The following is an 18,323-nucleotide window of genomic DNA, read 5'->3' on the forward strand; positions in this document are numbered from 1 at the left end:
CCAGCGCGTGGCAAGGGCTTGCATTTCCGTCGTTTCATCCTCCAGTCTAGTGCGTAGGGCGTGCTGCCACAAGCATCCGGATGACGCGACAGATCGACTACCCGCTGCGGGCGCTGCTCGGGCTGCGCCAGCGCATTCGCGAGGTGCGGACGCAGGAGCTCGCGACGGCGCAGACGGCGGAGCGGGAGGCGGAAGGGGCGCTGGCCGACGCCGAGAGGGAGCTCGCCGACCGTCGGGCGCGTCGCGACGCCGAGGGCCGGCGGGTCGCGGCCGAGGCCAGCGACGTGGCGACGCTTCTCCGGCAGCAACGCTACCTCGACCGTCTGGCCAGCGAGATCCGCGCGCAGCTCGAGGTGGTTGCGGACAGGCGGCGCAGGTTGTCCGAATGTGAGGCGGCCAGGGAAGACGCGCGCGTGGCCCTCGCCGGGGCGGAGCAGGAGGCGAAGGCCGTCGAGCGACACCACGAGCGCTGGGATCACCGCCGGCGAGAAGAAGAGCTCGCCCGCGCCGAGGAGGAGCTCGAGGGTCTCGTAGCGGCGCGCCACGGCAGCCGTCGTCTCTGAGTGGCGTCTCGACGCTCTAGTCGCCTCACGCTTCGCGGAGGTTCGAGGCGCTCCCGTTAGGCTCCCGAGCCAGCGCGCGCAAGGCCTCACCCTCGACGCGATAGGGGACCCATTCGCGCGTGGGCAGGGCCCCCATCGCTTCGTAAAAGGAGATCGCGGGGCTGTTCCAGTCGAGCACCTGCCACTGGTAGCGCTCGCAGCCGCGGGCCACGGCCTCGCTGGCCACGCGCAGAAAGAGCGACTTGCCGATCCCCCGGCCGCGCGCCTCGGGCTGCACGAAGAGATCCTCGAGGTAGAGGCTGGGCTTGCCGGTCCAGGTCGAGAAGGTGAAGAAGTACAGCGCGAAGCCGACGGGCTGGCCGCTCCACTCGGCGATCAGGGCCTCGAAGAAGGACGGGGTGCCGAAGCCGTAACGGGCGAAGTCCTCGGGCGTAGCTCTGACGGCGTCGGGCGCCTTCTCGTAGACCGCGAGCTGGCGCACGAGCTCCACGAGGAGCGCGGCGTCCCGGACGGTGGCTGGGCGAATCGAGAGCGACATGGTGTCTCCTCGGACGGTCGAATGTGGCTGGCGGGGCGGAGAGCTGTCAACGCCTCCTTGCTCGAGCCGGCCCCGTCGTGCGATGAAACCGGGCTCCCCCTCTTCCGAGGCGTAGAGAGGACTCCATGCTCACCACGGCGCAAATGGCGGCTGCTTTTCAGCCGGACCCCACGCTGGCCTACCGCGCCCTCGTGGGCTTCGAGTACGAGGTGCTCTGTGTCTCGCGCCGCGACCTGGCGCCGCTCCGCTACGAGGGGCCGGCGGGAGTCCGGGCGATCCTGGAGGAGGTCGCGCGACGGACGGGCGGGGCACTCGGCGGGGATCCCCCGGCCAACAAGGTGCCGCTCCCGGACGGTGGGTTGATCTCCGTCGAACCGGGCGGACAGCTCGAGTTCTCGAGCGCCCCGGTCCCCACGTTCGGCGAGTGCATGGAGCAGCTTCGGTCCTTCCTGGCGCTGCTCGACGGGCTGGCCGAGCGCTTCGACCTGCACTTCTTCTATGGGGGCGTGAATCCGGTCCACACGGTGGACGAGATCGGCCTCGTCGTCGCGAACCCTCGCTACCGCATCATGGACGCCTACTTCCCGAGGGTCGGTCGCCACGGGCGGCGCATGATGCGGCAGAGCTGCAGCCTGCAGGTCACCTTCGACTACCAGAACGCGGCGCTCGGGACAGACCTCGTGCGCAGCGCGGCCTACCTCGCTCCCATCGCGGCGGGGATCCTGGCCAACGCGCCGTACGTCGACGGGCAGCCGACCGCGTATCGCTCGTTTCGTGCTGCCATCTGGGGGGACACGGACTCGAGTCGCTCGGGTCTGCTCCCCGGTTTCACGCGGCCCGATTACGGCTTCGAGGACTACGTGAAGCACGTGGTGCGCGCCCCCATGTTCTTCGTCGCCCGCCCGGAGGGGCTCGTGGATGCCGCGGGGATGACCTTCGAGACCTTCAACCGGGAGGGCTTCGACGGACGCTTCCCGACCGAGGAGGACTTCCTGCTCCACAACTCGACGATCTTCACCGACATCCGGCTCAAGCGCACCGTCGAGGTGCGCAGCGTGGACTGCCAGGATCCGGCGCTGGTGCCCTCGGTGCTCGCGCTGCTGAGCGGGCTGCTGCTCTGCAAGACCGCACGGGCGCGCACGCGCGAGGTGCTGGGGGGGCTGGACGAGGCTGCCTACGCGTCGCTGTCCGACCGGCTCGGGCGCGAGGGGCTTTCGGGGACCACGGGGGCGCGGCCCACGCGCGACGTCGCGCTGGACCTCGTGCAGGCCGCTCGCGAGGGGCTCCCCACCTGTTTCCCCGACGGAGCGGCCGCGGACGTGCACCTCGATCGCCTGGAGGCGCTCATCCGCGCCGGCGACACGCCCGCGGACGTGGTGCGACGTCGGTTCGGCGACGACGCGCGCGGCTGGCTCGCTGCCGGGCGAACGTTCTCCGACGAAGGTTCTCTCAGTCTTTGAGGGGCGTGGCCTTGAGGGCCGCCTTGCCGTCCTTGATGTAGACCTGGAACTTGACGCTCTTGCAGCCGTAGCGCTCGATCAGGCTGTCCCTATTCTTGTGCAGCTTAGCCGCGAAGCGATCGAAGGTCAGGTTGGACACGTCCTCGCCGCACTGCCGCTTGAGGCTGAGGAAGTCGTTATAGACCTCCTTGAAATAGGGCTCCAGCCCCTCCTCGGGGGGCGGCGTGACGAGCTGCTCGTCCTCCGCTGACCTGGCCAGCTGGGCTGGTATCGAGGACATCACGGTGTCGGTTCCCGACGCGTCCGCGCCCTGGTAGCCCCCCATCTCCGACGGGGGAATGCGCACCCGGACCGAGGAGAGGAGTTCCTCAGGCTCGCTCACCGAGGGCATGGGGAGTGGCTCCATCGAGAAGGAGTCCGCTGCCGCGCCTCCCGGCATCGAGAGGCTGGGCATCGACGGCTCCGACGCGAAGGCGTTGCCCTTGGGGAAGCTCACGGGCTCCGGGAACGAGTCGCCCTCGACGGGGAAGACCCCCTCCGCCGGGTACGAACCGGTCGCGAGAGGGCTCGACCCCGTCGCGGCAAAGGGCTCGGAGAAGCCGCCGAACGGCGGCTGCACGTCGGCGGGGAGGGAGTCGGAGGACGCCTCGTGCGGGAGGTCGGAGCGAGAGCGGGAGGCGGCCGCCGGATAGCTCTTCGCTCCGCCGCCAAAGGCCGGTGGACTCGACCCCGTCGGGATAGCGGAGACCTTCAGCGCCTCGTCGAGCCGCAGCACCCCCGTGTCGCCGTAGCCGGGTTCTCCGCCGAAGGCCGGCGGCGGCAGGGAAGGGAAGGGCGGCGGCGCGAGGTCCGTGGGGGCTTCCTCGGGTTCGAGGGCCGCGAGGGGGAGCGCGCCGGCGGCGATGGTGGGCATCGAGTCGGCGGGAGTCTCTGGTTCGGGCGGAGGCGCGGGTCGCCGCCGAATGGAGGGGCTCGAGCCCGAGCCCGTGGCTGGCCGCAAGGACGGAAGCCTCGTGATCCCGGCGCCGCCCGAGGAAGAACCGATCGGGCTGAGCGGCGGCAGCCCCACGCCGTCGTCCAGGTCGTGCGCTGCGCCGCGCCGGGCGCCGACCTCCTCGTGCGACGGTTCCGTGGCCTGGGCGGGCTCGCGTCCCGCGGCGGCCGGGGCGCGCTTCGCGGCGCTCTTCGCGAGGCATTCGTTCACGCCGCGGGCGAGCGGAGCCAGCAACCGACCTGCAATTCCCTCGTCGACGCGCGGCGCCTCGCCTCGAGCCACCTTGTGCAGCGCTTCGTCGACGCGAGAGACGGGGCGCTCGACCTCCACGATCTGAAGCGCCACGCCGATGACGAGCAGCGCGACCACCAGCCCGGCGAGGAGCAACCAGGGTGCTTCGCCCCAGTCGCCCCCTTGAAGGCGTCCGAGGGCCTGGCCCAGCCCTCCCGCAGCCGGGGGCGCGGAAGCCACCACGGCGTAGAAGGCGTCGTGCTGGGCGGCCTCTCCGGGGAGCGGCGCCATCACCACCGTGTGCGCATCGCGCCCCTCGCCCACCTGCAGCGCCGGCGAGCGGCCCGCCTTCGCGATCGCCTCCTGGCGCTTGGTGAACTGCTGCGGGAGCTTCGCCAGAGCCGGGGACTCGACGGTCGAGGCGAGCATCTTTCCGCGCAGGAAGAAGGCCACGTCGCCGCTCCCCAGGCGGGACTTGATCTGCTTGGCGAGCCCCGCGTTCACCTCCTGTCCGATCAACACGGCGCCCACGTAACGGCCCTTGGCCTTGGAGATCACCGGGGAGGCGGCCATGAGGAACAGGCGGCCGTCGTAGCTCCACGTGTCGTCGCGCCGGTAGCCGCGCAGCGCCGCCTCGACGAGCGGTGACCCGGCGAGACCGTGGATTCCCGGCTTGAAGACCTCCTCGCCCGGTCCGATGCGCGCGACGTGCTTGCCGCGGAAGTCGAGGGCGACGATCAGCTCGGGGCGGTCTTCGGGCTTAATCTGTCCCACGAGGTAGAGCAACCGCGCGTTGGCCCGGGACTGCAACACCTTGGCGTCCCTCTGGCCGTCGCTCGCCTGCTCGAGCACCTCGACGAGTGCGCGGTCCTTCGTCACGCCCGCCGCGTAGTCGATCCAGTCGCGCGCCTCGAGTCGCAGGAGCAGGTCGGCGTTGTGCTGCACGTGGTCCAGGCTCTGCATGTGGGCGCGCGCCAGGTCGCGGGCGGCTGGCCGGTGCACAACGAAGGCGATCGCCAGGCCGACCGCCACGGCGATGGCCAGGACCAATACCCAGATCCGAGAGAGCCACATGGGCCTAGTCCTTTGGCGCGCCCGCAGCGCGCCCCGCGGGCCTGGGAAGCGGCAACTGCACCTCGACCGCGACGACGGTCTTTCCCTTCACGGCGAAGGGCTGCGCGTGGATCCACTGCCCCTGGTGCCAGACGCGGAGCGTGTAGTTCCCCGGCGGAACGTCGGCGAAGCGGAAGGCCCCGGTTCCATCGGGCAGAGCCACCTGTTTGTGGGGGGTGACGAGCACGGTTGCCTGGACGTGGGGCGTTTCGGAGCAACGCACGGCGTGCGCGCCCGCAGCGGCGAAGGTCTGTTCGATCGTTTCCCCCGGCCCCACCCGCTGGGGCGCCATGCCGCTCTGTCCGACGGGTTCGAGTAGGTGGGTCACGGGGTCGCGATTCACGAACCGGACGCGCGCGCCCGGCGAGACGGGCAGCACCGACGGCACCACGCGGGAGTCCTCGATCACGAGCTGCGGCGCCACGGAGGGAGCGCCACTCGCCGGCGCTCCGTCGAGAACCACGACCATCGACCGGCGCACGTCCATCAGCGGCGGCAGGATGTCGAGCGTGTCGTTCGGGAACTGCCAATACCCGGCCGCTCCGGAGGTCCCACGCACGTCGTAGCGCGGAGGGAGTCGCAGCAGGCCCTTGATGGGGGTCGCGTGGCTCTCCGTGACGGCGACGAGGGACGTCGCAGCCAGACACCAGGCGACAGCGAGATGAGACAGCGTTCGCCGCACGTCGATATATCTCCCGCAAGCGGTGAAGATCCCACGAATTCTAACGCCATCGTGCGCCAAGTCAATTTCTCGCGCCGGGGGGGGACCTCCGCGCAACGCGGCGCACGAAGCTCCGAGAAGCGATCGTGCGTCACGCCTTGCCATGGCTATCCATCTCCTTCGGGCTAGGCATCCTCGCGGGAGCAGGCACCGCGCTGCCGGGGACCGTCGTGACCAGAGCGCTGGTCGGTGCGTGCGTGCTGGGCCTGGCCGCCCTCGCCGCGCGGGGGCGACGCTGGGTGCTGCTCCTGCCGGTCGCGGCGTTCCTCGCCGGTCACGCGCGCGTCTCGGTGGTCATCGCGCCTCGCCGTGCCCCGTGCCACGTGGCGCACCACGTCTCCCGCGAACCGATGCAGCTCCATGCGGAGGTCGCGGACCTTCCGGTGCCGACGCACGACGGAACCCGGCAGCGACTTCGCGCCCTGGCCGGCGTTCGCGCGGGCGCCTCCCTTCCGCTCTGCGGGCACGTCGAGCTGCATCAGGGCCCCGGCGCGGTGACGCTCTGGCCCGGCGAGCGCGTCGTCTTGGGGGCACGCCTGCGCCCGGCGGTGGGACCGCGCAACCCGGACCTGCCTAGTCCGCAGCTCCGACGCCTATCGGAAGACGTGGGCGCGGTCGTGGTGGCCCGGCCTGATGAGACGCTCCTCGCGCACGCCGTCGGGCCCTCGTGGCTCAGGCGGCTTCGAGCGCGGGTGGCGACTCGAGTCAACGCGGCTCTCCCGACTCCGTCGGCGGGACGGGCGATCGTCTCCGCGCTCGTTCTGGGTGCGCGGGAGGAACTCAGCGGCGAGCAGGTGGATCGGTTCGCCCGTGCGGGAGTGGTGCACCTGCTATCCGTGAGCGGCCTTCATCTGACCTTCGTGGCGGGCAGTCTCTTCGCGCTGCTCCTCTGGAGCCTGAGGCGGCTGCCCTGGCTCGCTGGCCGCCTCGATGTGCGGCCGGTCGCCGCTCTCGGCGCCGCCGCAGCGGCGATCCTCTACACCGCGCTGACCGGCGCCGAGAGCCCAACCGTCCGGGCCTGCGTGATGTCCTGCGCGCTCTTCTGCGGGGTGCTCGCGGGGCGTCCGGGGGATGGCTGGAGAGGGCTGGCCGCTGCCGCGCTGCTCCTGCTCCTGCTCGATCCGGTGAACCTCTTCCGTCCGAGCTTCCAGCTGACCTTCGCCGCCATGACGGCCGTCGCCCTTTCCTCTCCTCGAGGCGACCCACGACCCGTCGGCCTGGTGCGTCGTTCCTGGCGGGCGACGCGCGCCCTCCTCGTAGGTACGGCTGCGGCCACGCTCCTCACCGCACCGATCGTGGCCCACCACTTCGGCAGCACCTCGGTCGTGGGATTGCTGGCCAATCTGCTCGCAGTCCCCTGGACCACCGCGGTGGTCATGCCCCTGGCCCTCGGAGGCGCCTTCCTCTCCACAACCGGGCTCCCCATCGTCGCCACCCCTGTGCTCGAGGCGGCCGCGTGGAGCGCCGAGCAGCTCGACCGGATGGCCCACCACGCGGCGGCGCTGCCGGGGTCGGCGATCGCCTGTCGCCCGGGCTGGCCGGTCGCCTTGGGTCTCCTCGCGGTCGGACTTGCCGTCCTCACGCGGCGGCGGCTGCGCGTCCTGATGGGAGCGCTCGGAGGCCTCCTTCTCGCGGCGGCGTTCGCGGCTTCGCTCGCCGGCCGTAGCGGTCGCACTCTCGAGGCCACGGTCCTCGACGTGGGGCAGGGGGACAGCATCTACCTCCGCCTCCCCGGAGGAGAGGCGGTGCTCGTGGACGGCGGCGGCGTTCCCGGGAGCGCGTACGACGTCGGCGCCCGCCGCGTCGTACCGTTCCTGCGCGCCCAGAAAGTCCAGCGGGTGTCGCTCCTCGTGGCGACGCATCCGCACGCCGACCACGTCGCGGGGCTACTGGCGGTGCTCGACGGTGTGCCGGTGGACGAACTCTGGACCTGCTGGCACGACGAGCCCAGCGCGCTGCACGAGGCGCTGCTCGAAAGGGCGAGACGTCGCGGTGTCCCCGTGCGTCGCCCGCGCCTCTGGCGTCGTGGGGAGGTGACGGTGCGTCCGCTCTGGCCGGGCGGCGCGGAAGGTCACTGCGCGGACCCTTTCGCCTCCACGAACGACAACAGCATCGTCCTGCGCGTGGAGCACGGTCGGGCGTCCTTGATCCTGGCCGGCGACGTGGAGGCCGATAGCGAAGGGGCTCTCGTCCGACGGTACGGCGACGCGCTGCGGGCGACGGTTCTGAAGGTCTCGCACCACGGCAGCCGGACGAGCTCCACCGACAGCTGGCTGGCGGCGATATCACCGCAGCTGGCCGTCGTGTCGTGCGGTTTCGACAACGCGTTCGGCTTTCCGCACCCGGAGGTGCTCGAGCGGTATCGTGCGGCGCGCATTCCGCTCCTGCGCACCGATCGCCTGGGAGCCGTGCGCCTCCGGCTCGAGGCCTCGGGCGCGGCCTCCTGGACGGCCCCTTTCTCGCTCATCCCCTGAGCGGCGCGCTTCGCCGGTGCGTCGATTGACAGAGGGGAGGGGTCGCGCTACATCCCGTGCGGCGGCCTGGTCCGCCGTCGAGCACGAGCCATGAGTCTCACCGAACACGCCGTCATCGGCGCCCTGCGTCCGATCCAGGATCCCGACCTCCGCAAGAGCATCGTGGACCTGGGTTTCATCAAGGAGCTCACGGTCCGTCAGGGCCGCGTGGCCTTCAAGCTGGAGCTGACGACCCCGGCCTGTCCGGTGAAGGACCAGCTCAAGGCGGCCTGCGTCGCGGCCGTCGAACGTCTCGACGGGGTGAAAGAGGTGCACGTCGAGATGACCGCCCAGACGCGCGGGGGCGGCGGCGCGGCGCGGCAGGTGCTCTCGGGCGTGAAGAACGTCATCGCGGTGGCGTCGGGAAAGGGTGGCGTGGCGAAGTCCACGACCGCCGTGAACCTGGCCCTCGCCCTGCGGCAGACGGGGGCCACGGTGGGCATCCTGGACGCCGACATCTACGGGCCGTCGGTCCCCACCATGATCCGCATGGAACGGGAGCCCGCCGGCACCTCCGATCAGCGCATCATCCCGGCCGAGGGGCTCGGCCTGAAGGTCATCTCGATCGGCTTTTTCATGCCGCCCGACCGCGCGGCGATCCTCCGGGGGCCGATGGTCTCGGGCTACGTGAGCCAGTTCCTGACCGGCGTCGAGTGGGGCCCCCTCGACTACCTGATCATCGACTACCCGCCGGGCACGGGCGACATCCAGCTCACCCTGTCGCAGCAGTGCCCCATCACGGGGGCCGTGGTCTGCACCACGCCGCAGGAGATCTCGCTCATCGACGTGCGGCGCGGGATCGCGATGTTCGAGACGACCAAGGTCCCCGTCCTCGGGGTGATCGAGACCATGAGCTACTTCATCTGCGACGGGTGCAACAAGCGCCACGACATCTTCCGCAGCGGTGGTGGGGAGCGCATCGCCCGACGCATCGGGGTGCCGTTCCTCGGGGCCGTGCCGATCGACCCCCTCGTGGCCGAGGACTCCGACACGGGCGTGCCGGTGATCGTCGGACATCCCGACTCGCCCGCGGCCAAGGCGTATCGCGAGCTGGCGGGCGCGGTCGCGGCCCAGCTCTCGATTCTGAACGTGGAGCGGGGGAGCTATCTCGAGACCTTCTCTCTCACCTGGAAGGCGTGAGCATGACGGTCGACACCCAACCCCTGCTGGTGCGCAAGATCGAGCAACTCGACCAGTACCTTCTCGGGATCGAGTGGGTCGACGGGCACAAGAGCCGCTGGCGGCTCTCGCACCTCCGGCGCCACTGCCCCTGTGCTCTCTGCGTGGACGAGTGGACGGGCGAGAAGCGCCTGGACCCCGCGGCAGTGGACGAGAAGGTGGTGGCCACGGAGCTCCATTCCGTGGGTCGCTACGCGCTGGCGATTCACTTCACCGACGGCCACCAGTCGGGGATCTTCCCCTTCACGCTGCTGCGAAGTCTCTGCCAGTGCGACGACTGCGCGAGCCGCGCGCGGTAGGCCGCGCTCAGAGTTCCTTGCGTAGGTAGGCGGTGGCGAGCGAGTCGGCGTATTCGTTCCAGCGCGCTCCGTCGTGGGCCTTGATCCACCGCAGGCTGACCTTCGGGTGGGCCTGCACGAGCGCGTAGAGCTCCTGGATGAGCTCCAGGTTCTTGATGGGGCCCGCCTTGCGGCGCCAGCCGTTTCTGCGCCAGCCCTCGACCCATTCCGTGAAGGTCTTCACGCAGAGCTCGCTGTCGGTCCAGACGGTCGTCTCGACGTCCGCGGGGAGAGTCCGATAGGCGGCGATGAGGGCGGTGAGCTCCATTCGGTTGTTGGTCGTCTGCGGGTCGTGTCCGTGGTCCTGCGCCACGACCTCGTTGTTCCGCACCCAGACCATGCCCCAGCCCCCGGGGCCGGGGTTGCCCGAGCACGCTCCGTCGGTAAAGACCCCCTCCGTCGGCCCGCCCGTGAAGCGGAGGAGCACCTCCGCCACGGGGAGGTTGAGCTCGGCGCTGACCGAGGCGCGACCGCTGCTGCGACCAATGCCCCCGTCGCGACCGCCCCGGGAGGGGGGCCCGCCGGAGCCGGCGCGGGTCTTCTTGGGGCCGTCCGCGTCGCGGCACTTCAGGCAGCGCTTGGGCTTCCAGCCGGGATAGCGCTCCTGCACGGACGGTGGTAGGGAAAAGCTCGCGCCGCAGCGTTCGCAGCTATGGTCGGATGGCGGCATTGGGGGCCTCGCACCGCGCCCGGCGTGCAACGATTCCAGCCGGACGGCGGACAACCTATATCACAGGAGGTGCCGCGATGACGAAGGTCGTGCTGCTCGCTGCCCTGGTATCCATCGCGCTCGGCTGCGCGCACCGCGGAGGCATCAATCCCAAGGCCGCGCTCCACCAGCGGCGGGCGACGCAGCTCCTCACGGCGGATCGGTTGGACGAGGCGGAGGCCGAGCTGACGCTGGCTCTCGAGTACAACCCCCGTTACCCCGAGGCGCTGAACGGGCTCGGCCTCGTGGCCTTCCGGCGCGGCAGTCACGACGCGGCGGTGAACTACTTCCGCGAGGCGATCGTGGCCTACCCCGACTTCGCCGAGGCGCACAATAACCTCGGGGTCGTGCTGCTCCAGCGCTACGACTTCGCCATGGCCCTCGAGAGCTTTCGCGCGGCGTTGGCCGTGGACCCCGGCTACGTGAACGCCCGGTACAACCTGGTTCTCACGCTCCTGCAGCTCGGCGACCTCGCCACGGGTCGACGGGAGCTGCAGAAGGTCGTGGCGCTCGCGCCCCGACTGGCCGAAGCCCGCGCGGAGCTCGGCTGCCTGAGGCTGCAACTCGGCGACCGCGTGGCGGCCGATCGCGAGCTGCGCCAGGCCCTCGCACTCGACCCGGCGCTGGGTGCTGCGCATCGCTGCCGGGGACGGCTACTCCGCGTGGCGGGAGATCTCCAGGCTGCGGAGGCGTCTCAGCGGTCGGCGTTGAAGGCCGACGCGAGCGATGCGGAGGCCCTCTACGAGCTGGGGCTCACGCTGGCCCTCGCGGGGCGCTCGGCGGACGCAGAGCGGGAGCTCGCGCAGCTTGTACGACGCAGGCCGCGCGCTGCCGAGGCGCATTTCGTCCTCGGCTACCTCCAGGCGAAGCGCGGGCGGACGGCCGACGCGCGACGGGCCTTCGAGCTGGCTCTCGCCGTGCGACCGGACTACCCAGCGGCCCGCCTCGAACTCGCCGACCTCCTCGGTGCGATGGGGGATGCGCGAGGGGCGCGCGTCCACTACGAGGCCTTTCTGAAGCGCGTCCCCGTGGCCCTGTCCGAGCACCGCGCGCGCGTCGAGCAGTGGCTGAAGACGCACGGTCCGCAGTAGGCTCGAGCCGAGGACTGCGAGGATCCCGTGCCCCCTTCCACGCGCCCCATCTGCTTGACTGCGCAACGGGTGAGCCCGACGGCCGAAGGGGTGCCCTATGCCTATCACTTCGACCAGGACGAGGTACTGATCGGCCGCGCCGAGGGGGTGGAGGTGCGACTCCCCGATCCCGCCGTCTCCCTGGTCCACTTGCGCCTGTTGCGGAAGCGCGGACAGATCCTCGCGCTCGACCCGGGCTCGACGAACGGGACCTGGCTGGAGGGGGTGCGGCTCGTGGCCAACCGGCCGACCGTCGTGGCGACCGGCCAGCGTCTTCACCTCGGCCCCTTCGAGCTCGAGCTCCGTTCGGCGCTCGACCGGCCGGCGACCGCGCCGAAGGACACCGCGAGCTTCGCGCGCCAGATGGTGGCCGAGGTGCTCGGTGTGCTCGGAGCCCCCGAGAGGCCCCCGTATCTCGAGGTGCTGGGGGGGCCCCAGCGGGGGCAGCGACTGGAGGTGACCTCGGGAAGCGCGCCGCTCGTCCTCGGCCGGGACGAGGGCTGCGATTTCCGGCTCAGCGACGCGGACGCGAGCCGGCAGCACGTCGAGGTCGCGCGGCAGGGGGCGGAGGTCTTTGCGCGCGACCTGGGCAGCAAGAACGGTTTGCTCGTGAACGGTCACCGCGCGGAGGGGAGGAGGGCGCTGCGCCACGGAGACCGGTTGCAGGTGGGGCAGACGCTGCTCCGTTTCGTCGACCCGACCGAGGAGTACCTCGAAGGGCTCGCCGCCGACGAGGACGCGGCGCGCGCGGCGGTCGGGGAGACCCCGTCGCCGCCGGACCTGGGGGAGTCGCTCGCGCCCTCGGCGGTGCCGGCCGCCTCCGTCGCCGCCGGGGAGGGCGGCGAACCGTCTCCGCCCGTGCAGGCGAACGGGGGGGGCGTGGTCCTCCCACCCTCCGTCGGGCAGCGACTCGCGCGACCCGACGAGCCAGTGCGCGAGGCGAGGGGACCGCGGCGCGACTGGGCTCTCGTGCTGGCCGGGGCGGTGCTCGTCGTCGCTGCCGCCGCGGCGATCCTCTATCTCGTGTGGTAGCCCCGCGCGCGCGGCAGGCCGGCCAAGTCCGTATCAGTAGAGGAACGTATACAGCCGGTCGTCCAGCCCGCGCGCGAGGATCATGAGGTCGTTCCCCTCGGGGACCACGGCGGGACCGCTCGAGAGCCTGTTCACGTCGCCGAGCTGCTGCCAGGTGGACCACGTGGTGCCGTACGTGGAGCTCTTCCACAGCGCGTCGTTCTGTCCGCGCACGAACAGGTAGGTCATCCCCGAGCTCGCGCGGAGCATGCCGGGGCGCCCCAGCGTCTTGACGCCGGCGATCGTCGTCCAGCCGCTCCACGTCGTGCCCGTGAGGCGGTTCTCCACGAGGTCGCTGTTCCAGTCGCGGGCCACGATACGGATCGTGCCGGTCGAGCTACGCGTCACGGCGAGCCCGCTCGCCACGTCCTTGGCGCCGGGCACTTTGGTCCAGGTGGCCCAGCCCGTGGTCGTGCTGCTGGTCTGGTAGACGTCGCTGTCCACGCCCCTCACGAAGAGGCGGATCGTCGTTCCGTCGGTGACGGCCGCCGGCGCGTCCAGCGTCTTGCCGTCGGGGATCTGCTTCCACGACGCCCAGTAGCTGTAGGCGTACCGCGTCTCCCAAATCTCGTTATTGGCCAGGCGGGCGTAGACCCTCACGCCGCCGGTGGAGTCCACCGTCACGCCGAGCGCGCTCGTGGTGGTCTTCCCACCAGGGAGCTCGTTCCAACCCGACCAGCCGGAGGTTCGTCGCACGTTGTGCCAGATCTTGTTGTTGCCCACGCCGCGGACGACCAGGTGGAGCGCCCCGTTGGCGTCGAGCACGGCGCTCGGGCTGTCCGCCGTGAGGCCGTTTCCGGGGAGCGGCGCCCACACGACGCCGGAATCGGGTGCGACCCGCGCGTCCGGACGCCGCGCGTCGGGCGTGGGCTGCGGGACCCGCGAGTCCGGCGACCGCTTCGCGTCCCCCTTGATGGTGCTGTCGGTTGTGGCACGCGCGTCCGCGGTCCCCTCGGGGGCGCTGTCGGGCCAGAGGGGCCACTGGTCTGCTGTCCCGCCGAGGTCGTAGCGGGGCAGGTCGGCCGCGCCGGCGTCGCTCGCGTGCGGGCCGCCGGTGGGCGGCGCGTGCGTGTCGGGGTCAGCGCTCCCCGCGCAGCCTGAGAGGAGGGCCGCGCCCAGGAGCAGCATTCCGTGGCGCCTCGTGAAGGCCTTTCTGGTCTGGATCCCGTACCGCATTGATGACCTTTCGTCCGTCGTGGACGATGCGGCACATGAGCAATGACCGTGCCCACGGCGGTGGGCAGCTAAGATCGCGAAGTGTCATTCCTCGACGGTTGCCCGACAGGTGTTGGTGGCTGACTTTTTCGGCCAGCCGGTGGCCTGCGTGGCCAGTTGGAGGGGGACGGTAGACCCCAGCGCGCGCGTGCCGGCTACTTCTTGCGGCCGCGCTTCCGGGCGTCCTTGGACTGCTTCCGCTTGCGCTTGGCCTTGGCCCGGTCGGCGGAGGTCTTCGGCGGTTTGAAGCGATGTTTGGGCTCCTCCGGCGGCTGCAGGCCGGTGACCTCCATCAGCTTCGACATGTCCATGCCGGCGAGCTGCTTCATCTGCGAGAGCTGCTTGAGGCCGGGGATCTTCCCGAGGAGCCCAGACGAGGCGCCGAGCTGAAGCATCATGTGCTTCATCATGGCGAACTTGTTGATGAGCTCCATCACCTCGGTGTCTTTGCGCCCCGAGCCCTTCGCCACGCGGCGGATGCGCGACAGGTGGAACTCGTCCCGGCGGAGCTTCCGGCCCTCCTCTTCGATCTCTTCCTCGCCGAGGACGATGAAGAGCTCGGGACGGCTGCGCTCCTGCTTCGTCATGGAGTTGATCATCGACTGGATCTTAACGAGCTCCTTGTCGTCGAGGACCATTCCGTCGGGCAGGCCGTTCGGGAAGAAGGGCAGCTTGTCGAAGAGCTCCGCGAGCGAGCCCATCTTCTGGATGGTTTTGATCTGCTCGAGGAAGTCGTGCATGTCGAAGCGCCCGCGGAGCATGCGGACGGCGTCCTTCTCCGCCTGCTCCGCGTCCACGACGTCTTCGAAGTCCTTCATGAGGCCGACGATGTCGCCCATGCCGAGGATGCGCGAGGCCAGCCCTTCGGGGCGGAACTCCTCGAGCTTGTCCATCGACTCGCCGATACCGAGGAACTTGATCGGGGTACCGGTGACCTGCTTGATCGACAGCGCCGCCCCGCCGCGAGCGTCACCGTCCAGCTTGGTGAGGATCACGCCGTCCAGCTCGAGCCGCCCGTGGAAGGACTTGGCCGTGGTCACGGCGTCCTGGCCCATCATGGCGTCGCAGACCAGATAGATGTTGGCCGGCCGGGTGCGAAGCTTGATCTCCTCGAGCTCCTGCATCAGCGGCTCGTCGATGGCGAGCCGGCCGGCGGTGTCGAAGAGCACCACGTCCCGCCCCTTCTGGCGGGCCCATTCCATGCCGCGCTCGCAGATCCCCGGGGGATCGCCGGACTCCTCCGCGTACACGGGGATGTTCAAGCGCTGGCCGAGCACCTTGAGCTGTTCGATGGCCGCTGGGCGGTAGACGTCGGCGGCCACGAGGAGCGGTCGCTTGCGCTTCTTCTCGAGATAGCGTGCAAGCTTGCCGGTGGTGGTCGTCTTGCCCGAACCCTGCAGGCCCACCATCATGATCCCGGTGGGGCCCTTCTTGGCGTAGCTGATGGCCGTGTCCACCGGTCCCATCAGGAAGGCCAGCTCGTCCTGGCAGATCTTGACGAAGTGCTCGCTCGGGCTGACCTTGACCTTCTGGCCCTTGGCCCGGGCGATGAGCTTGACCTTCTGACCGAGGGCCTTCTCCTTGACCCGGCCCAGGAACTCCTTGGTCACCTTGAACTCGACGTCGGCCTCGAGGAGGGACATGCGCACGTCCCGGAGGGCTTCGTCGATGTTCTGGTCGTTGAGCTCGGCTACGCCGGCCAATCGGTCTCGAGCTGCGCGGAATCCCTTGCTTAGCGTCTCAAACATAGGCGAGGGGTTGATAGCACACGGCTCCGTCCCCTCACAAGACCTCTCCGGCGACGGGCGAGTGGGGAAGGGGCTCGGGCGCGGCGCGGCGCGCGGTGTGAGGCCCCGACGGTGACGCTCAACCCCAGCGGCTGGCTACGACGCCGACCAGCCCCCGCGGGCCCACCGCGGGCAAATCCGAGAGGATTGCGCGGGATCCAGACCGGCCATCGGCGCGCGCCGATGGCCGGTCCTGGCTCGAGCGTTGCACTGCCGCCGGGCGTTCGACCCAGTTCAGGAGGAGATCGTGATGCGGACACACGAGGTGCGGCGTCGAGCTGGCGGCGTAGGGCCGCGCACCGTGCTCATGGTGCTGGTCGCGCTGGGGGGCGTTCCCGCCCCGGCCGCCGCGAAGGAGAATAATCGACCCTCCGTGTGGCAGGCCGGCCTGCAGCCGGCTCGCGCTGAAGACGCGGAGAACCGGGGCTTGCTCCGGCGCCCCGTCGTCGCTCCGATCACCGAGGTCGGGCGTGGAAGCCGGCGGAGCTACCTGGTGCAGCTTCGCCGAGGCTTGAAGCAAGCTCGCGCTACCATTGAGAAGGTCGTGGCGAAGCAGAAGACGCTGCCGGAGCAAGAGGCAACCCGGGCGGCACTCACCGTGGCCCTGAGAAACGTGTTGACCCGGGGCGTGTTGGTTACCGACGCTCAGAAGCCTTTCTACGGCGACCCGTTGGAGAAGCTCCTCTTCAACGCCGACCTGTCGCGCGCCCTCGAGCTGCGCAACGAGCAGAAGGTCACCTACCGGAGCGACCAGCGGTCGGTGCGTGAGCTCGTCTCGCGGGACCTGGTCGCGATCGACGCCGCGTCCAAGAACCTGGTGCAGCAGGACGGCGTTCGGGCGGCCATGACGGCCATCGCCGCCGTGGAAGACGCGTGGGAGCGTCAAGGCCTGAACCGCCTGCCGCCCACGCAAGCGGAGCGAGCCGCCTACGCCAGGCGCGTGGCGAAGGTGAAGGGGGCGCTGACCTTCGAGGCGGCCTACCAGTGGCTCGTTCGCAGCGTGTCCGACGCGAAGATGCGGTCTAACGGAGATACTCGGCGCTTGCTGCGCTACTCCGTGCTCGGCGATCAGAGGCAGCGCCTCTTCGCGACGCTCGCGCGGGCGGTCTCGAGCAAGAAGGAGACGGCGATCGACGCCGTGGAGCGCTTTCTCTCCAACCCGACGGGCCGGAACCAGGAGCACGCGTACCAGGCCCTCAGGGCGTTCTCGCGCCGGGCCATCGTCGTGGTCGGGATAGGCGAGCACGCGCGCTGGGACTCTGTGCTGTCGCGTCAGGAGGCGGCCGCGTATGAGACCTTGCATCAGACCGCCAGGGCGTGGGAGCGGAGCGCCAGCGACGTCCAGAGTAGGTTGCTCAAGGTGGATGTGCGCGGCCTCAAAGGCGCTGCGTTCCACGTCGAGGCCCTCCGGCGGGCGGTACGGGACCTTCGGAACCTCGCCATCGCCCTCTAGCCGACGCGCCGCCGCGCGGAGTCACGGGGGTGTCGGACCCGGTGCGGGCCTCCGGGGCTCGACGGCCTCCCGCGGGACCGGGTAATCTTCGACCCCATGCGGAGCCGCGTCGTCGTCCGGTGGTTGTTTCTCGTGTGCGCCCTCCCGGGGGTGGCGCGGGCCAAAGAGGTCCCCTGCGCCCCCGTCGAGCGCGGGGTCATCCAGCTCGATGGGCTCCTCGGGGACTGGCAGGATGTCCCGCCGGTCAAGGTGGACGACGCGAGCCAGGTGCGGAGCGGCCGAGCGGCTTGGTCAGGTCCGTCCGACCTCTCCTTCGCCGTCTACTGCAACCACGACGCGAAGGCTCTGTTCCTGGCCCTTGCCGTGAAGGACGAGCTCTTCGTGCGGACGCAAGCGGCCAAGCTGGACGATCACGTCGTGGTTCGTCTCGGGGGGCGCCGGCTGGTGGTCTTCCCCGGCGACCTGCGCAAGATCCGCGCGCGCGTTCACTGGCAGGGGAGCAAGAAGCCGGCGAAGGGGGTGGCCATGGTCGAGGCGATGCAGCCCATGGGCTACAGCCTGGAGCTCAAGATCCCGCTCGCGCAGGTGCCGGGGTATCGCCCAGGGATCCCTTCCGTGCCGGGCGGGGTGAGCGTGGTGGATTCGGACTCCCGGGTGAAGAAGGACCTGACCAGCGTCCATACGACGGAGCCGGGGCGCTTCGTCTTCGCCCAGCAAAAGTCGGACCTCGCCGGCTTTCTCAAGGACAAGGGGTATCGCGAGAGTCAGATCCGGCAGCGGTTCACGGTGGACGTGGCCGGGGATCGCCGCCTCGAACAGGTGATTCTCGTCGGGAACACGGTGGGGATCCTCGGCGACGGGCTCCCCGGCGGGGCGTACCTCTACCTAGACCTCGCCGTGCAGAGCCCGAAGGACATCTCGTCGGTGAAGCTCCTGGACCTGAACGGGGACGGCAAGGCCGAGGTGGTTACGCGCCACACGGAGACGGGGGCCTCGGGCAAGCGCGAGCTCCTCTCGGTCTTTCGCTTCGACGTGACCGGCAAATTCGTCCGTCCGCTCACGCACGAGGTGTCCAAGGTGCAAGGGGAGCGCTGGCTGACCAACCGCGTGACCTTCAAGGCGCGCGCGCGGCGGGGAAAGACGCCGGGTGGCATCGACGTCGTGATCGACCAGCCCAAGGCGAAGGGCTTTACCGCGGAGACCTTCAAGGAGACCCCCGCCACGGATTGCCAATCCGTCCTCCTCCCCTGGGGCGAGGAGAAGAAGCGCGTCTTCCGCTTCGAGGGGGACGAGTACCAGCAGCTCTGA

General features: G+C 70.3%; 15 protein-coding genes. 9 read left to right on the forward strand and 6 right to left on the reverse strand.

Going from position 1 to position 18,323, the window contains the following annotated elements; translation table 11 throughout:
- Positions 1 to 80 precede the first annotated feature (80 nt).
- Positions 81 to 563 carry a hypothetical protein gene (locus IT371_25045; protein MCC6750947.1) on the forward strand — a complete coding sequence of 161 codons (483 nt, stop codon included), beginning with the start codon at positions 81 to 83 and terminating at the stop codon, positions 561 to 563.
- A 25-nt stretch (positions 564 to 588) separates the two neighbouring features.
- On the opposite strand, the gene IT371_25050 is transcribed toward IT371_25045, so the two are convergent.
- Positions 589 to 1,101, reverse strand: a complete 513-nt coding sequence (locus IT371_25050; GenBank protein MCC6750948.1) for a GNAT family N-acetyltransferase — start codon at positions 1,099 to 1,101, stop codon at positions 589 to 591.
- A 125-nt stretch (positions 1,102 to 1,226) separates the two neighbouring features.
- Between IT371_25050 and IT371_25055 the strand changes: the two genes are divergently transcribed.
- The gene (locus IT371_25055; GenBank protein MCC6750949.1) at positions 1,227 to 2,561 is read left to right on the forward strand and encodes a hypothetical protein; all 1,335 of its coding nucleotides are present in this window, start codon (positions 1,227 to 1,229) and stop codon (positions 2,559 to 2,561) included.
- Here IT371_25055 and IT371_25060 read toward each other — a convergent pair.
- Together IT371_25060 and IT371_25065 are read right to left on the reverse strand one after the other, a co-directional pair.
- The gene (locus IT371_25060) at positions 2,551 to 4,860 is read right to left on the reverse strand and encodes a hypothetical protein (protein ID MCC6750950.1); all 2,310 of its coding nucleotides are present in this window, start codon (positions 4,858 to 4,860) and stop codon (positions 2,551 to 2,553) included. The two genes, IT371_25055 and IT371_25060, sit on opposite strands and share 11 nt — an antisense overlap.
- A gap of 4 nt (positions 4,861 to 4,864) precedes the next feature.
- A complete protein-coding gene (locus IT371_25065; protein ID MCC6750951.1) occupies positions 4,865 to 5,581 on the reverse strand; it encodes a carboxypeptidase regulatory-like domain-containing protein in 717 nt (238 codons plus the stop codon).
- Between the two features lie 125 nt (positions 5,582 to 5,706).
- On the opposite strand from IT371_25065, the gene IT371_25070 reads away from it, so the two are divergent.
- From IT371_25070 to IT371_25080, 3 genes are all read left to right on the forward strand, one after another.
- Positions 5,707 to 8,094 carry a DNA internalization-related competence protein ComEC/Rec2 gene (locus IT371_25070; protein ID MCC6750952.1) on the forward strand — a complete coding sequence of 796 codons (2,388 nt, stop codon included), beginning with the start codon at positions 5,707 to 5,709 and terminating at the stop codon, positions 8,092 to 8,094.
- Between the two features lie 90 nt (positions 8,095 to 8,184).
- On the forward strand, positions 8,185 to 9,273 hold the full coding sequence (locus IT371_25075) for an Mrp/NBP35 family ATP-binding protein (GenBank protein MCC6750953.1): 1,089 nt from the start codon (positions 8,185 to 8,187) through the stop codon (positions 9,271 to 9,273).
- Between the two features lie 2 nt (positions 9,274 to 9,275).
- The gene (locus IT371_25080; protein ID MCC6750954.1) at positions 9,276 to 9,611 is read left to right on the forward strand and encodes a DUF971 domain-containing protein; all 336 of its coding nucleotides are present in this window, start codon (positions 9,276 to 9,278) and stop codon (positions 9,609 to 9,611) included.
- Between the two features lie 7 nt (positions 9,612 to 9,618).
- On the opposite strand, the gene IT371_25085 is transcribed toward IT371_25080, so the two are convergent.
- Complete coding sequence (locus IT371_25085; GenBank protein ID MCC6750955.1) at positions 9,619 to 10,077, reverse strand: ribonuclease HI; 459 nt, start codon at positions 10,075 to 10,077, stop codon at positions 9,619 to 9,621.
- A 320-nt stretch (positions 10,078 to 10,397) separates the two neighbouring features.
- On the opposite strand from IT371_25085, the gene IT371_25090 reads away from it, so the two are divergent.
- Entirely contained in the window at positions 10,398 to 11,450 is a 1,053-nt protein-coding gene (locus tag IT371_25090) for a tetratricopeptide repeat protein (GenBank protein MCC6750956.1), read from the forward strand.
- Positions 11,451 to 11,477: 27 nt separating this feature from the next.
- A complete protein-coding gene (locus IT371_25095; protein ID MCC6750957.1) occupies positions 11,478 to 12,521 on the forward strand; it encodes an FHA domain-containing protein in 1,044 nt (347 codons plus the stop codon).
- A 33-nt stretch (positions 12,522 to 12,554) separates the two neighbouring features.
- On the opposite strand, the gene IT371_25100 is transcribed toward IT371_25095, so the two are convergent.
- Both IT371_25100 and ffh read right to left on the reverse strand, forming a co-directional pair.
- A complete protein-coding gene (locus IT371_25100) occupies positions 12,555 to 13,688 on the reverse strand; it encodes a hypothetical protein (GenBank protein ID MCC6750958.1) in 1,134 nt (377 codons plus the stop codon).
- A 242-nt stretch (positions 13,689 to 13,930) separates the two neighbouring features.
- The gene (gene ffh, locus IT371_25105) at positions 13,931 to 15,523 is read right to left on the reverse strand and encodes a signal recognition particle protein (GenBank protein MCC6750959.1); all 1,593 of its coding nucleotides are present in this window, start codon (positions 15,521 to 15,523) and stop codon (positions 13,931 to 13,933) included.
- A 289-nt stretch (positions 15,524 to 15,812) separates the two neighbouring features.
- On the opposite strand from ffh, the gene IT371_25110 reads away from it, so the two are divergent.
- Positions 15,813 to 17,015, forward strand: coding sequence for a hypothetical protein (locus IT371_25110; GenBank protein MCC6750960.1), 1,203 nt, complete (start codon positions 15,813 to 15,815; stop codon positions 17,013 to 17,015).
- A gap of 96 nt (positions 17,016 to 17,111) precedes the next feature.
- The gene (locus IT371_25115) at positions 17,112 to 18,323 is read left to right on the forward strand and encodes a hypothetical protein (GenBank protein ID MCC6750961.1); all 1,212 of its coding nucleotides are present in this window, start codon (positions 17,112 to 17,114) and stop codon (positions 18,321 to 18,323) included.

This window comes from Deltaproteobacteria bacterium, assembly GCA_020848905.1.
Taxonomy (GTDB): domain Bacteria; phylum Myxococcota_A; class Polyangia.